Source organism: Vibrio sp. A37 (assembly GCF_059777565.1).
The window spans coordinates 386,160-400,720 of the sequence record NZ_JBLNLI010000002.1; the positions used below are offsets into that span (position 1 = coordinate 386,160).

The 14,561-nt window shown below is 40.0% G+C and carries 13 protein-coding genes; 7 read left to right on the forward strand and 6 right to left on the reverse strand.

Annotation, left to right across the window (positions count from 1 at the left end):
* Positions 1–431: 431 nt before the first annotated feature.
* The 7 genes from ACM2FC_RS05345 (at position 432) to ttcA (ending at position 8,861) form a co-directional block, all read left to right on the forward strand.
* Positions 432–1,652, forward strand: a complete 1,221-nt coding sequence (locus tag ACM2FC_RS05345; protein WP_498479831.1) for an ammonium transporter — start codon at positions 432–434, stop codon at positions 1,650–1,652.
* A 200-nt stretch (positions 1,653–1,852) separates the two neighbouring features.
* The gene (gene cobB, locus ACM2FC_RS05350; protein WP_498479832.1) at positions 1,853–2,572 is read left to right on the forward strand and encodes a Sir2 family NAD+-dependent deacetylase; all 720 of its coding nucleotides are present in this window, start codon (positions 1,853–1,855) and stop codon (positions 2,570–2,572) included.
* A gap of 237 nt (positions 2,573–2,809) precedes the next feature.
* Entirely contained in the window at positions 2,810–3,613 is an 804-nt protein-coding gene (locus ACM2FC_RS05355; protein ID WP_498479833.1) for a hypothetical protein, read from the forward strand.
* Positions 3,606–4,433, forward strand: a complete 828-nt coding sequence (locus tag ACM2FC_RS05360; protein WP_498479834.1) for a glucosaminidase domain-containing protein — start codon at positions 3,606–3,608, stop codon at positions 4,431–4,433. Before ACM2FC_RS05355 ends, ACM2FC_RS05360 begins: the two co-directional genes overlap by 8 nt.
* Positions 4,430–5,083 (forward strand): DUF2987 domain-containing protein, encoded by a 654-nt coding sequence (locus ACM2FC_RS05365; RefSeq protein WP_498479835.1) that lies wholly within the window; start codon positions 4,430–4,432, stop codon positions 5,081–5,083. Before ACM2FC_RS05360 ends, ACM2FC_RS05365 begins: the two co-directional genes overlap by 4 nt.
* Positions 5,084–5,447: 364 nt before the next feature.
* On the forward strand, positions 5,448–7,769 hold the full coding sequence (locus ACM2FC_RS05370; RefSeq protein WP_498479836.1) for a methyl-accepting chemotaxis protein: 2,322 nt from the start codon (positions 5,448–5,450) through the stop codon (positions 7,767–7,769).
* Positions 7,770–7,967: 198 nt separating this feature from the next.
* Complete coding sequence (gene ttcA, locus ACM2FC_RS05375) at positions 7,968–8,861, forward strand: tRNA 2-thiocytidine(32) synthetase TtcA (RefSeq protein WP_498479837.1); 894 nt, start codon at positions 7,968–7,970, stop codon at positions 8,859–8,861.
* A gap of 49 nt (positions 8,862–8,910) precedes the next feature.
* Here the strand turns inward: ttcA and uspE are convergent, their stop codons facing one another.
* The 6 genes from uspE to ACM2FC_RS05405 all read right to left on the reverse strand — a co-directional run bounded on the left by uspE (position 8,911) and on the right by ACM2FC_RS05405 (position 14,521).
* Positions 8,911–9,858 carry a universal stress protein UspE gene (uspE, locus tag ACM2FC_RS05380; RefSeq protein WP_498479838.1) on the reverse strand — a complete coding sequence of 316 codons (948 nt, stop codon included), beginning with the start codon at positions 9,856–9,858 and terminating at the stop codon, positions 8,911–8,913.
* Between the two features lie 130 nt (positions 9,859–9,988).
* A complete protein-coding gene (gene fnr, locus ACM2FC_RS05385) occupies positions 9,989–10,732 on the reverse strand; it encodes a fumarate/nitrate reduction transcriptional regulator Fnr (protein ID WP_498479839.1) in 744 nt (247 codons plus the stop codon).
* Between the two features lie 88 nt (positions 10,733–10,820).
* Positions 10,821–11,492: a sulfite exporter TauE/SafE family protein gene (locus ACM2FC_RS05390; RefSeq protein ID WP_498479840.1), complete on the reverse strand. Its 672-nt coding sequence runs from the start codon at positions 11,490–11,492 to the stop codon at positions 10,821–10,823.
* A complete protein-coding gene (ccoS, locus tag ACM2FC_RS05395) occupies positions 11,489–11,665 on the reverse strand; it encodes a cbb3-type cytochrome oxidase assembly protein CcoS (protein ID WP_498479842.1) in 177 nt (58 codons plus the stop codon). The genes ACM2FC_RS05390 and ccoS overlap by 4 nt, the downstream gene beginning before the upstream one ends.
* A 9-nt stretch (positions 11,666–11,674) precedes the next feature.
* The gene (locus ACM2FC_RS05400; RefSeq protein ID WP_498479843.1) at positions 11,675–14,038 is read right to left on the reverse strand and encodes a heavy metal translocating P-type ATPase; all 2,364 of its coding nucleotides are present in this window, start codon (positions 14,036–14,038) and stop codon (positions 11,675–11,677) included.
* Positions 14,039–14,041: 3 nt separating this feature from the next.
* Positions 14,042–14,521 (reverse strand): FixH family protein, encoded by a 480-nt coding sequence (locus tag ACM2FC_RS05405; RefSeq protein ID WP_498479844.1) that lies wholly within the window; start codon positions 14,519–14,521, stop codon positions 14,042–14,044.
* Positions 14,522–14,561: the final 40 nt, after the last annotated feature.

Below are 14,561 nucleotides of genomic sequence, written 5' to 3' on the forward strand. Positions count from 1 at the left end.
TTATGTCATACGGTAAAAACATAATATTAACTTTATCAATTTACAAGAAAGGCATGTCAATTGATCGATTTGTTTTGAGCTTTAAGATAATTCGTTTATCAAGAATGCCTTACCCGCCAAAATCTATACTCCCAGCTTACTTTATTCAAAATTACTATTGATCTGACGTGGGGTTAGTTATCAAGTTGGTGCAAAAAGAAAACGCTATGCACTAAATTTGTGCGTCGAATTTTCTTGCCGTTACAAAAATATTTTTTTAAACGAGAAAACAACAGGGATAGCGAAGCTTTTTAACCAATATGACGTTACTTAATAAACTGGTTCGATATTTGCTTACTAGGCTCCTTTTAGCGTTTTTCACCACTTTGGTGAGCACGATATTTCTGTGGCACAAATAATGTGCATTTTAAAGTTCGAAGGGGAGTTTTCTAATGAGCCAAGACGCAAGTCAAGTGTATGGAGCGGTACAAGCTCTAACACAAAGTTCAGATACTTTGTTTTTGTTGTTAGGTGCAATTATGGTGTTTTTAATGCACTCCGGCTTTGCGTTTCTAGAGCTTGGTACAGTTAGAAAAAAAAACCAAGTTAATGCATTAGTAAAAATTTTGGCGGACTTTGGTGTTTCAGCTATTGCGTATTTTTTTATCGGTTATCAAGTTGCCTACGGTAGCCACTTTTTCGTTGGTGCTGAAACATTAGCCCAAGGCAATGGGTATGAGTTGGTTAAGTTTTTCTTTTTACTTACTTTTGCTGCAGCTATTCCAGCTATTGTTTCTGGCGGTATTGCCGAGAGGGCGCGTTTTTATCCGATCCTAATTGCGACATTTTTTACTGTTGGTTTTGTATACCCAATTTTTGAAGGAATGATTTGGAACAACAATTATGGCTTTCAATCTTGGTTAGAGACAAATTTTGGATATGGCTTTCATGACTTTGCAGGTTCGGTTGTTGTTCATGGTGTAGGGGGCTGGATAGCACTTGTCGCTGTAAAATTTTTAGGAATGAGAAAAGGAAGAGTTAGAGCTGGTAAACATACCAACTTTGCGCCATCGAACATACCATTTTTGGCGCTAGGAGCATGGATTTTATGTGTTGGCTGGTTTGGTTTCAACGTCATGTCAGCACAAACAATAAACGGGATCAGCGGCTTAGTAGCGATAAACTCTCTAATGGCTATGGTTGGTGGAATACTTGCTTCGTTATTTGCGGGCAAAAATGACCCTGGTTTTATTCACAACGGGCCTTTAGCTGGACTTGTCGCAATTTGTGCTGGCTCAGACATCATGCATCCAATCGGAGCTTTAATTACTGGTGCCGTTGCTGGCGCACTTTTTGTCTACCTATTTACTTACCTACAAAATAAAACAAAGATAGATGATGTACTTGGTGTATGGCCATTACATGGAGTTTGCGGTGCATGGGGAGGTATTGCCGCAGGAATCTTTGGTCAAACATCATTGGGTGGCCTTGGTGGAGTAAGCTTTACCGTGCAGGTTATTGGAACTGTGTTAGGCATTTTTATTGCTGTTATTGGTTCAATCATTGTTTATGGTGCGATAAATAAATTTACAGGCTTAAGGCTTTCAGAAGAAGATGAATTCAATGGTGCAGATCTAGCTATTCATAAGATATCTTCAATTAATGAGGATTAATCACTGTATTTTATAAATGGCAATGCGAACAAATACTTCCTCTCACAAGGCACCAATTAAGGTGCCTTTATTTTTACATGGCTAATAGGCTAACGAAGCAAGCAAAACTTTTCTGAAACCGTTCTCTTTAACTTGTACCAACATAGATAAATATGTAATGCTTTAAAATCGTTAACAATAACTATAAAAAAGGGCCTTTAATGAAGTTTCCTTATAAGAATGTCGTTGTGCTAACTGGAGCGGGGATTTCTGCCGAGTCTGGTATCCAAACATTTCGTGCTCAAGATGGTTTATGGGAAGATCATCGTATTGAAGACGTTGCCACTCCAGAAGGATTTGTAAGAGATCCTGACCTTGTTCAATCGTTTTATAACCAACGCCGAAAAAACTTACAATCTATAGAAATCGAGCCTAATGCTGCTCACATTGCTCTCGGTAGGCTCGAATCAGAACTTGATGGCTCTGTGACTATCGTGACACAAAACATTGATAATTTGCATGAGCGGGGTGGAAGCCAAAACGTCATTCATATGCATGGTGAGCTATTGAAAGCTCGCTGTTCTGAATCTAACCAAACAGTAGAACACAACGAAGATATTTTGACCGGCGACCTTTGTCATTGCTGCCAGATACCCGCTCAGCTTAGGCCTCATGTAGTTTGGTTTGGCGAAATGCCGCTTAGAATGGGTGAAATATATTCAGCCCTTGAAAAAGCAGACCTTTTCATTTCGATTGGCACTTCAGGAGTCGTCTATCCAGCCGCCGGGTTTGTACACGATGCGAGAATGCATGGGGCTCATACCATTGAAATTAACTTGGAGCCGAGTGCAATAGAAAGTGAATTTGAAGAGAAACGCTACGGTAAAGCTAGTGTAGAAGTTGCCAAACTTGTTGACGAGATATTACAAATGCAAAACTAAATGTTCATCTACAGTTCAATTAAGTACTTTAGTATCTTGATACAAAATAGCATAACGCAGCAGTCTGAATGGATTTATCTTTTAAAATTCAAAAGGTTACCATTGATATTTCCTTAGAAAGTGGAAGGGTGTGCTAACTATATGTATATATTGAAGATTTTAGTATTGATAACATTCAAGTATAATAAAGAAATTTCTCTAACAAATAAGATAGCACCAGCTATCTCGGAATAGATAATGAAAGACGAAGTCGAGAAAGATTTTAATTTAGGTGGTACCGTAGAAACCGCTATTTCTGGAGATTATGAGTTAAAAGCCAGTAGCATTCTTAAGGAAGCATGGAACAATACCATTAAAAACTTTTTCTCCTTTACACCGGCCATAGTAATTTTACTTGTTGTCCAATTGGTTATTTTTTATATTGCGATTCGACTACAAATCGGAGATCCATCAGTTATTTTAAAGGCCATAGAACAACCAAATGGTCTAACTCAAAACATTATGCAGTCGATATTCATCGCTAATTTTAGCTATGAAGTCATTAGCGTACCTATATATGCGGGGGTTTCACTAATGGCAATGAGTCATGCCGCAGGTTTATCTACTAATCTTCGGCATATTGGGAAAGGGCTACAATTCACTGTGCCACTTATTATCGCGACATTAATCAGTTTAATTTTGCAAGGTGTTGCGGGCTTGCTGTTTCCCTTCCTTTCTCTTTATATCTCGATGGCTTTTAGTAACTCGACACTTCTTATTTGTGAAAAGCGGATTTCACCACTTCAAGCATTAATCCTATCCTTTAGAGCAGTAAACAAAAAATTCTTCGTTCTTACTGGCGTTTATTTACTCGTTTTGTTTATGTTTATTTTGGCTACGATATTTTATGGGATTGGTTTGATATTTGTGTTACCGTTTTTCTTCCATGTCAAAGGGATCGTTTATCGAAATATGTTTGGTATTAAACTTCGCATAGTAACAGAGCGTAAGCCAGACGATGACGATCAAGGTAACAACAAGTCTCAGGTATTTCATGCGTAACAAGGGAATCTCAGTATTGTTTTTTGGAGTAATCGCAGGTTTTAGTCTTTATCTTACACATGGTTATATGAATGAGCCGGACAACGAAACGGACAAAGCCGATTATTCGCTAGGTGCGGTCATTGCAGACTCACCTACGACCTTATCAAACTCACCTGATTTTAGTGCCATTTCCGATGTGGCAGAGAGGAAGCGCCGCTTCTTTGAGTTTCTCAAAAAAGGTGTCGAATTGGAAAACTCTCGAATTCTTAAAGAGAGAGCTAGGCTTGGAAAGATGAGGCATGATTTTGAACAAGGTAATTTCTCCTCTGAAGATCAAAGCTATGCCGTTAGGTTAGGTAAACTTTACCGGGTAGAAGTGCCCGCTAGTGGTGTAGATATCAATTGGTTTGATTCAATGGAACATCATGTTGACGTGCTTCCTTACGCACTAGTATTGATTCAAGCAGCGAATGAGTCTGCTTGGGGAACATCACGATTCGCTAGAGAAGGGAACAATTACTTCGGCCAGTGGTGTTACACGTCAGGTTGTGGCTTAGTACCACTTAATCGACCTGCTGGCAGTACCTATGAAGTGGCAAAGTACCATTCCGTTCAGCAATCCATTCATGCCTATTTTATGAATGTAAACCGTAACAAAGCTTACCTAGCATTGCGCCAAATAAGATTTGACTTGCGGAAGCAAAAAGCGGATCTTCTAAGCGACAGTTCAGCACTTGCGCTGACAAACGGATTGTTAAAGTATTCCCAGAGAGGGCAGGCGTATGTTGATGATTTACAAACTATGATCAAACGTAACGAGCAGTATTGGACACAATGAACCGTTCAAAAAAACTTATTTCTATTGCGACACTAACATTGTTAGCATCGTTCAATAGCTGGGGTCAGCAATATGTATTTACGTACTCTAAGCTATATTCTCAGCTAAAACCCAACGAGTCTAAACAGCACCAAGGCGTAAAAGTCGCATTTTTCTTCGTAAATAAAAAAACAGGTCGTCTTTGTACACCGTTAAAAGCTTGGATGGAAAATGACAAGCACCATGAAAATTTAAAAGTAGCACCAGACAAAGAACTGATTGTTCCTTTTGATTCAAACCTTAGAGAAGCAAACCCACTGGTTTTCATTGATACCGCTAAAGGGAAGGAATGCGACTTTTCGACTTCTATTGTCGCCAGGCAACAGCTTTCTGGAACCGTTTCTTATGCACAGGTTCAAAACTTAGTAACACAAATGCAATCGGTATTAAGTGAATTAGGAGGGACATTCTCAAGCTGGTTTACGCCAGATGTTGAAGGTATTACTTTAGAGTTTGCCGATAAAAATGCTGCGGAGATCGAGTTTTCAAATGGACTAGTTAAACCAATTGTTAACGGAAAGGCACACATTCTGTTGAGCGATATTGGTACAGGTAGAAGCATCGTTCTCCCTGAAAAAACCAGCCGAGTTTTACCTTATATTCCTAAATAAAACACCCAATCTGACCGTGTGGTAATTTACGTTTCGAGACATAATAAGAGATTCCAAAAACATAAATTATCACACCTTTTCTACGAGTTGTTCACCTGATCTTGTTGATCATGCTTTTCATATGTTTTCTCTTCCCGAATATCTAAGTTGTATATTTATCAATCTTATAGCTGACATATCATGTTGACGGTACGAAATACTATTAAAAAAATTAAACATCCCCCCTGTATGCATACTATGTTATAAGTTAGCGATTGCACTATTGAGCTTTTGCTTAGTTACGATAAATATAATAATTGATACTCGAACGTTGATTGGTTTTGGAATATGTGGCTTAAATCTAGGACTGGCTCAAGGATCGGCTATGAAAATTGCATCAAAAATCATCGTTTCCAGCACATTGCTTTGTGTTACAGGCTTGATACTCGCAGGTACATTTATAGGGTGGAAGGTTTCTAAACTTTCAGAATCAGCTTTATATGAGCGAACAAAAAACCAGCTCATTTCGGTAAGAGAGATAAAGTCTGGTGAAATAGAAAGATATTTTAATCAAATTAGATTGCAATTGGATACACTAGCCGATGATGTTGCCACTCAACAAGCCATGGTCGAATTTCAACGTACTTTTCAGTCATACCCAAGTAACACTGTGTCGGAAAACGACAAAAGCAAACTAACCGATTATTATACCCAGCAGTTTGGGGCAACGTATGAAGAAGCGAACAAAGGACAAGCCTCAAATGCAATGCAAAAGTATCAGCAACTTTCGGAGAAAGCCCAAGCTTTACAAACTCGTTATATTGCATTGAACTCTAACCCGCTTGGAGAAAAACATTTGTTAATGGCGGATTCTCTAGGTACAACTTATGACGAGATTCATCAAATTTACCACCCTTCGATTAAGCATTTTTTAGAAGCATTTGGCTACTACGACATATTCTTAGTCGATTTAGACGGGAACATTGTTTATTCCGTATTCAAAGAGTTAGATTTCGCGACGAATTTACGACAAGGCCCTTATCGAGGTAGTGGTATCTCCAACGCATTCATAAATTCTGTAAATAAAAATAAGGGTGAGTATCACTTAGAAGACTTTGCTCCTTACTATCCTTCTTACGAGGCAGCGGCTTCTTTTATAGCTACACCTATTTATCATCAAAACAAAAAAGTGGGTGTGCTTATCTTCCAGATGCCTGTCGATGAAATCAATGCCATCATGACATTTAATGAAGCTTGGAAAAATATTGGATTAGGGGACAGTGGTGAATCCTATTTAGTGGGTCCTGACGGCCTTTTACGCAGCCAATCCCGCTTTTTGATTGAAGCCCCTAGCGACTACTTTTCTGCGCTTAAGTTGGCAGGCATCAATGCAGATGTAATTCAACAGATTGAGGATAAGGGTTCAGCGATCGGCCGTCAACCTGTTGATACTATAGCTTCACGTAAAGCTTTAGATGGGGAAAGTGGATTTCTGATTACACCAGATTACAGAAAAGTAGATGTATTTTCCGCGTATGCTCCAATCGATGCTGCTGGGCTACCGTGGGCCATATTAACAGAAGTCGATGTTGCAGAGGCGATGGCAGATACTCAAGCGCTAATGGACACTGTATTTAACACCATAGTGGTGGTTATCCTCATTGTTGTAATCCTTTCCGTTATTTTGTCTTATTTTGTAGGTAGTAGCATATCTAAACCTATTTCGGCAGCTTCTCAAAAAATAAAACACATCAGTGATAGTAACGATCTCACCCAAAGGCTTCAGGAAGTGGGTCGTGATGAGATGACAGAATTATCTGTGTCACTAAATGCTTTATTTTCTAAGCTTCAAAATGTATTTACGCAATTTTCTTCGACTTCTCAAACTCTAAGACAAGATGCCATCACAATGTCCAAAAGTATGGAAGAAACAAGATCGTCTATTTTGGATCAAAACAATAGGACAACCTCAGTGGCAACGGCTATCAATGAAATGAGCGTGTCGATTTCCGAAGTTTCTCAATTCGCCAGTAGAGCATCTGAGGATGTTTCACATGCTAGCGAGTCTGGTACACAAGGTGTAAGTATAGGACAAGTCCTGGGTCGTGAAATAAGTCAATTGAACCAAGAAATGGAAACGTCTGTAGATGCAATTAAACGTTTAAACAAAGAAACCAGCTCAATTGCTGAGGTGTTGGATGTTATCCAAGGTATTGCAGAGCAAACGAACCTACTTGCGCTAAATGCTGCTATTGAGGCAGCTAGAGCGGGAGAACAAGGCCGAGGGTTTGCTGTGGTTGCAGATGAAGTTCGCTCATTGGCGGGTAGAACTCAGGCCTCTACCGAAGAAATTCGTGAGAAAATCGATGCGCTTCAAAGCGAAACAAATAATGTATCTAACGGCATTGAAAGTGCGAATGAAACGGTCCAGCAAGGTGTAGAAACCTGCACTAAAAATACTGATATGTTATCTGAAATTATGTCTAAGCTAAGTGAGATTAGCGACATGAATACGCAAGTAGCTTCAGCGACAGAAGAACAACGAGCGGTAACTGAAGAAATTAATAGTAGTATTACATCTATTGCAGATTCAACATCTTCCGTTCGGGTTCAGGTTGATGATGCGGAGAATATACTCAAAAAGTTATCTGAGCAAGCCGATACACTAACGGTAGAAATCAGCCAATTCAAGTTTAGTCAAAATTAAGTGCGATATTAAGCAGATAGTAGACAGAAATGTCATTCTCAATGTTACGAACCCCAACAATTCTGTAGAGAATAGCTGGGGTTTTTCCTATATTCCAACATCACAAAAAACAACGTATAATCCACGCCCTACAAACTCCCGTAAATTTATGGGCTGCTAGCAATAAGCATAATCCTGACAGCAGCAAGAGAATCCGGAATGAATCAGATAGACACAAGAAAAGAAACATTAGAGTTTAATAAACTACAAAAACGCCTGAGACGAAATATGGGCAATGCTATTACTGAATACAACATGATCGAAGAAAATGATGTTGTTATGGCATGTATTAGCGGTGGTAAGGATTCTTTTGCAATGCTCGATATTTTGCTTAATTTGCAAAAAGCAGCGCCAATTAAGTTTGAAGTAATTGCAGTTAACTTAGATCAAAAACAACCAGGCTTTCCTGAACATGTTCTTCCTGAGTACTTTGAAACTTTAGATATCCCATACTATATCGTTGATAAAGACACATACTCTGTAGTTAAAGAAAAAATTCCTGAAGGGAAGACAACTTGTGGATTATGCTCACGATTGCGACGAGGCACTTTATATTCTTTTGCGGAAAAAATTGGTGCCACAAAAATTGCACTTGGTCATCATTTAGACGATATCGTTGAAACTTTATTCCTAAACATGTTTCATGGTTCAAGAATGAAGGCTATGCCGCCGAAGTTACGTTCAGATGATGGTAGAAATGTGGTAATTCGACCTCTTACATACTGTCGAGAAAAAGACTTAATTAAGTATGCTGAGCACAAACAATTCCCAATTATTCCGTGTAATTTGTGCGGTTCTCAAGAAAACTTACAACGACAAGCCATCAAATCAATGTTGATTGAATGGGATAAAAAAACTCCCGGTAGAGTTGAGAGTATTTTTAAGTCAATCCAAAATGTTAGTCCAAGTCAGCTTGCAGATAAGCAGATCTTTGACTTTGTTAACCTACCGCTAGATAGGCAAGGTGATCGAGAGGAGTATGAGTTTAACGAAGCAACGGTATCTTCAACAAATATCGATGAATCTTTGTTTATCGATGTGACCAACGTTTAGTGATAGTAAGAAAGCAGTTGGAGAAGCTTAACTTCTCCAACTATATCGATTAGACCGCATTTTTTGGATCCAGCGGACTAACAAAGCCATGTGGCTTAAGAGCTAAAACGTCGCAGTCAATCTTATCAATGACGTGCTCAGCTGTATTGCCAATGAATACCGCAGATAACCCCGTTCTACCTGTTGTACCAAGAATCACCATCGCTGCATTTAAGCTTTCTACTGTTTCTGGGATAACATCTTCTGGTAACCCTTGACTGACGACCGTCTGTTCTTCATCTATCGAATGCTTTTGTCTCAGAGCTTTCATCGACATCAGATGGTGAGCACGCACAGCGTCAGTGTAAGTTGTAGGGTCAAATTCCGGTAACTCAATGGTTATATTAGCTGGGGTGACAGGGTATGAGTTTACGAGATAAGGCTTTGCCTCTAGCCGATTGGATATATCTAACAAAAGTTCGACCATACGGTCATTGAGATCGATATGAGCTTCACTTTCTGACGCTACATGCACAGCAGCAAGGATAGTGGAGTTTTCAGACCAAACTTGGTTTTTAACCAGTAGAACTGGAGTAGGGCATTTCCTCAATAAATGCCAATCTGTTGGAGTGAAAATCACAGACTCCAGGACATCATGCTTTCTTGTCCCTTTAATCACAATATCATGGTTGCCAGAAAATACCTGAGCGATGATGGCCTCATAGGGACGATTATGCCATACCACTTTGACTTCAAAATCAACCGTGTCATTAACATAAGCCGTTGAGATTTTTGTCATCCACTGTTCACGTTGATGTATTACTCCTCTACGCATTGCATCTCTTTCATCGATGGAGAGCATAGAGGTCATGTCATAAGAAAAATCATAAATAGAAAGGAAAAAAGTAATGTGGCTACGAGATTGGCTTTTGGAGGCAAGTTGCATTGCACGAGTTAAGGCAGGTTGCTCATCATGATTAATATCCGCTACGACTAAGATATTGTTGTATATACTCATACGCTTTCCTTATGCTCAGGTATAAACATAATTAAATGTAGCGTAGTTGAGGCAAATAGTTTAGAGAATTAGGGACTTATCTGAAGGAAGTATGACGCAGCGCAGTTTAGAACTGCGTCATAGAAGAGGACTATTCTGTAACGCCTGCTAGCTCTTTCAGTGCATCGTGGTCTAGTACAGTAATGTACTTTCCTTTGACGCTCAGAATTTCTGATTTTTGGAACCGGCCAAGTAGTCGGCTGATGGTTTCAACAGTTAAACCAAGGTAGTTACCAATGTCACCACGAGTCATGGTTAATCTAAATTCTCTTGGGCTGAAGCCACGTTGAGAAAAGCGAGAAGATAGATTAAATAGGAAAGCAGCCAGTCTTTCTTCAGCGTTCTTTTTAGATAACAACAAGATCATTTCTTGGTCACCTTTAATTTCATCACTCATCAAACGCATGATTTGCTGACGAAGCTTAGGCATTTTCCCAGAAAGATCATCAAGAGTTTCATAAGGGATTTCACAAACCATTGAGGTTTCTAAGGCCTGAGCAAAGCTAGGGTGAACATCACCTGTAATGGCGTCAAAACCAACAAGATCACCAGCTAAGTGAAAAGCTGTAATCTGTTCGTCACCTTGCTCTGTGATCGTATAACTCTTAATTGTTCCAGAGCGAATAGCGTAAAGAGATTTTAAATTATCTCCAGCTTTAAAAATCTCTTGGCCTTTTTGTATAGGCTTCTTACGCTCAATGATTTCGTCGAGTTGATCGAGTTCGTTTTCATTGAGTGTAAATGGGATACATAGCTGGCTAATACTGCAATCTTGACAATGGATTGCACAACCGCCAGATTGTACGCGCTTGGCATTCGGCTTTTCGGAAATCATAGCAACCTTTCACGATTTGATGTACATCAATATTTTAGCACTCATTTCGCGGAATGGATAGAGATAAAAAGGTCATTAATTCTGTGTGTTACAGCACATTGAGTAGTTTAAGTGCCAAGTGCCCCGTATAAATGCCGTAAAACAAAATCAAAATGGCTGCTACTTGCCGAATGAATACTGATTGCTGGATTTTGGATAAGAATGTAGAGCCATAGGCCACAGAAAACATAGCTGGAAGCGTACCGATACCAAAGAACAACATGACGATTGCACCATGCAAAGCACTACCTGAAACTGCTGCCCATGTAAGTACTGAATATACTAACCCACAAGGTAGCCAACCCCAGATGAAACCGCATGGTAAGGCATAAATAGGTTTTCTAATCGGCATCAAAGTACGAGCAATAGGGGAGATCAATACCCAAATATATCCCCCTAACTTCTCAACAAAGAGTAAACCCTTCCACCAACTACCAATATAAAGGGCGAGCAAAATCATAAACACCGCAGCGACAAGTCTCAACCATGTGAGTGCTTGTCCGGTTGAAGATACACCAGAAATAGTCGAAATGGCACCTCCGACAAGCGCACCAAACAACATGTAGCTCAAAATTCGTCCAACATTATATAGTATTGGGATTAAAATCGAACGTTGACTTTGTTTTAAAGAGAGTAAAGATGCTATTCCACCACACATTCCCATACAGTGGGCCGAACCTAGCAATCCTATTGTAAGTGCTGCCAAAGGATCTGCTGTCACTCTTTATGTTCCTTGTTGTCGATTTTCTGCTCGTCATCGTCGTCGAACAAAATGTTGTGTCCTTGTCGCTCTAAATCTTCGAACTGATCGGTTTTTACTGCCCAAAGAAAAATGGCTGCAGCGACACAAACTAACACTATAGCTATCGGAATGAGGATAAATAAGCTTTCCATGGCTGCGATTCAATCCTTTAAGAGTCTAAGAGAGTTAGATACTACAATAATTGAGCTAGCAGACATACCGACCACCGCAAAGTAAGGTGCGATGAACCCACCTACCGCAAGAGGCAGTACAAGCAAGTTGTAGCCTAACGCCCACATAAGATTTTCTCTTATTATTTTACGTGCTTTTATGGCAAAAAGCCTTGCCTGCCTGACTTTCTCTAACTTATCACTTAAAAGAACCATGTCTGCCGATGCTTTTGCAACGTCGGTACCGCTTCCCATTGCTACGGACAAATGCGCTCCGGACAAAGTAGGGGCGTCATTAATACCGTCACCAACCATCAACGTGATATCTTCTGAAGGAAGAGCATTTAAAAAGGCCAATTTATCCTGTGGTTTTGCTGAAGAGACGACACTCGATATTCCTACTGCTTCAGCGACTGGCTGAGCATTGCTGCTCGTGTCACCGGTCAGTAAAGTGACCTTTATTCCTGCAGATTTAAACTGTTGGACAAATTCCGATGCATCTTGCCTAAGAGGATCGTGAAAACTAAACGTAGCTATGTGCTTACCATTTAAGCTCAAGTACACACAATTCGGTTCGTCTATCGTCCTATCGCCTAATACAAAAGAAGCACTACCGATTTTTACTTCTTCATCAAGGTATTTCCCAACGACACCTTCGCCAATACAATTTTCTATATCATCCACTTTAAACGAAGAATCTCTATATTCAGTAAACGCTTTTGCGATAGGGTGATTGGCATGCGCTTCCAACGAAGCCGCTAAGGATAGACAAGACTCTTGGGTAAAGCTCGCGTGGCATTCTGTCGACTTTAATGTCACTTTCCCTTCAGTCAAAGTTCCTGTTTTATCAAGGATTAAATGATTCACTTTACATAAGGTTTCGAAAACATGGTTACGACGTAACAAAATGCCAATTTGGCTAAGCTTAGATGTTGCACAGGTTATCGCAGTTGGGGTGGCTAGAGACAAAGCACAAGGGCAGGTAGCAACTAATACCGACAGCATAATCCAAAAAGCGTCTTCAGGCTTATGTTGGTGCCAGTACAACCAAGTTATGCCAGCAACAATTAAAAGCACAGCCACAAAATATCGGGCGGTTAAATCGGCTAACTCGGCAATTTTGGGCTTGGATAATTGCGCTTCTTCTTGAAGTTTCACAATTCCGGATAATGTTGAATTGGCTTTTGTTGAATGTACTTCTAATTCAAATGACTCTTCGCCGTTTAAGGTCCCAGCAAAAATTTTGTCGCCTTGCTTTTTAGAGACAGGAATAGACTCACCAGTCAACATGGACTCATCCACAAAAGCTTGGCCGGAAATGAGCTTGCCATCTGCTGGAATATGTTCACCGGGTAATACGCGTACTTTATCACCCACTTTTAGACTTTTTACTGCCACCTGATGACCATCTAACGTCGTTGCCATGGCGGGCACCAATTTAAGCAAATTACCGCTTGCCGCCGCAGCTTTTCTACGGGCTCGCATTTCAAGAAAACGACCAAGTAGTAAAAAGAAGGTGAACATTGAAATTGACTCGAAGAATACTTCACCTTTTTCAGTTACTGTCGCATAAGTACTGGCAATATAAGCAAATATAAGCGCGATAGAGACGGGGACATCCATACCCAAAGTTTTATTTTTTATGCTTCTCCAAGCATTGATATAGAAAGGATATGCAGAGTAAAGAAGGACGGGCGTGGCAAATATCAGGCTTACCCAACGAAGGTAAGATTTGAATTGCTCATCTAGGTCGCTAAACACTTCAAAATAAAGCGCCACTGCCAGCATCATAACTTGCATCGTTGCTAGCCCAGCGATCCCCAAACGATACAAATAGCGCTTCATTGCCTGATGGTATTCAGCTTCTTGTTTGTCAGCCTCGAAAGGGGAAGCTTTGTAACCCAGCTGATGGATAGCATTTAATATTTGACTAAGCTTTATATTTAAATTGTCCCAGCGTAAGAGAGCTCTATTTGTTGTCGTATTAACTCTAATAGACAAAACGCCTTCAAAACCAGAAAGATGCTTCTCTATTAACCAAGCACATGCGGCGCAAGATATACCTGCGAGTGACAATGTCACTTCTTGGCCATGCTCTGTGTCTCTTACAAATTCTGATTGAATTTCTGCATTATCAAAATTGCTGAGAGTTTGAAGTTGTTCTGGTATGAGATCAGCTTTGTCGGCAACCTCAGTACGAAACTGGTAATACGAAACTAAACCGCTGTCGATTATCGTTTGTGCGACAGCTTGACAGCCTGGGCAACACATTTCTCTTTGCTGTCCGAGAATTTCAACTTGGAAGTGGCTATTATTCGGGACTTCCTCACCACAGTGATAACAGCTATTACACATAGGCTAGTTCATTAAAACGGTTGAACGTTCTACAGGGAAATTTACCCGGCCTTGAATTAACCAAGCGTCGTCGTGTGGGCTCACTTCAATAAACCATGGGCCTTTTAACTTATGGTCGAGGGTAATCTTATAGTTCCCATTAGCATCGGACGTTACAAGCTTTGAGAAATCACGATTGGGAAGGGTTCGGTGTGCAAATAGCACTTTGATGGCAGGGTAGTGTTCAAGTTGACCTTTACTCAATTTAAAATCGATCGAGTCATCATTAGATACCAAGTTAATTGTTAGACCTAGGTTTTTAGCAACGTTGATTTTACTAATATCGACGTTTATCCCTTTGCCTTTTTTATAATAGTCTTCCGTAACTAAAGAAACTGAATTCTTTGAGAAAATGATGACTGTTGCGATTGTCCAACTCACAACAATTAGAGGCAAAATGATTAGAAACCACGGCCAGAACTGTTTATACCAAGGCTTTTCCATAAGCATATTCTCAACAACCAAATAAGAAACGTTAGGAGAA

Bases quoted from the DNA above. Each gene is read 5' to 3' on its own strand.
- ACM2FC_RS05345 (WP_498479831.1), top strand. From the start codon at position 432: ATGAGCCAAGACGCAAGTCAAGTGTATGGAGCGGTACAAGCTCTAACA.
- cobB (WP_498479832.1), top strand. From the start codon at position 1,853: ATGAAGTTTCCTTATAAGAATGTCGTTGTGCTAACTGGAGCGGGGATT.
- ACM2FC_RS05355 (WP_498479833.1), top strand. From the start codon at position 2,810: ATGAAAGACGAAGTCGAGAAAGATTTTAATTTAGGTGGTACCGTAGAA.
- ACM2FC_RS05360 (WP_498479834.1), top strand. From the start codon at position 3,606: ATGCGTAACAAGGGAATCTCAGTATTGTTTTTTGGAGTAATCGCAGGT.
- ACM2FC_RS05365 (WP_498479835.1), top strand. From the start codon at position 4,430: ATGAACCGTTCAAAAAAACTTATTTCTATTGCGACACTAACATTGTTA.
- ACM2FC_RS05370 (WP_498479836.1), top strand. From the start codon at position 5,448: ATGAAAATTGCATCAAAAATCATCGTTTCCAGCACATTGCTTTGTGTT.
- ttcA (WP_498479837.1), top strand. From the start codon at position 7,968: ATGAATCAGATAGACACAAGAAAAGAAACATTAGAGTTTAATAAACTA.
- uspE (WP_498479838.1), bottom strand. From the start codon at position 9,858: ATGAGTATATACAACAATATCTTAGTCGTAGCGGATATTAATCATGAT.
- fnr (WP_498479839.1), bottom strand. From the start codon at position 10,732: ATGATTTCCGAAAAGCCGAATGCCAAGCGCGTACAATCTGGCGGTTGT.
- ccoS (WP_498479842.1), bottom strand. From the start codon at position 11,665: ATGGAAAGCTTATTTATCCTCATTCCGATAGCTATAGTGTTAGTTTGT.
- ACM2FC_RS05400 (WP_498479843.1), bottom strand. From the start codon at position 14,038: ATGTGTAATAGCTGTTATCACTGTGGTGAGGAAGTCCCGAATAATAGC.
- ACM2FC_RS05405 (WP_498479844.1), bottom strand. From the start codon at position 14,521: ATGGAAAAGCCTTGGTATAAACAGTTCTGGCCGTGGTTTCTAATCATT.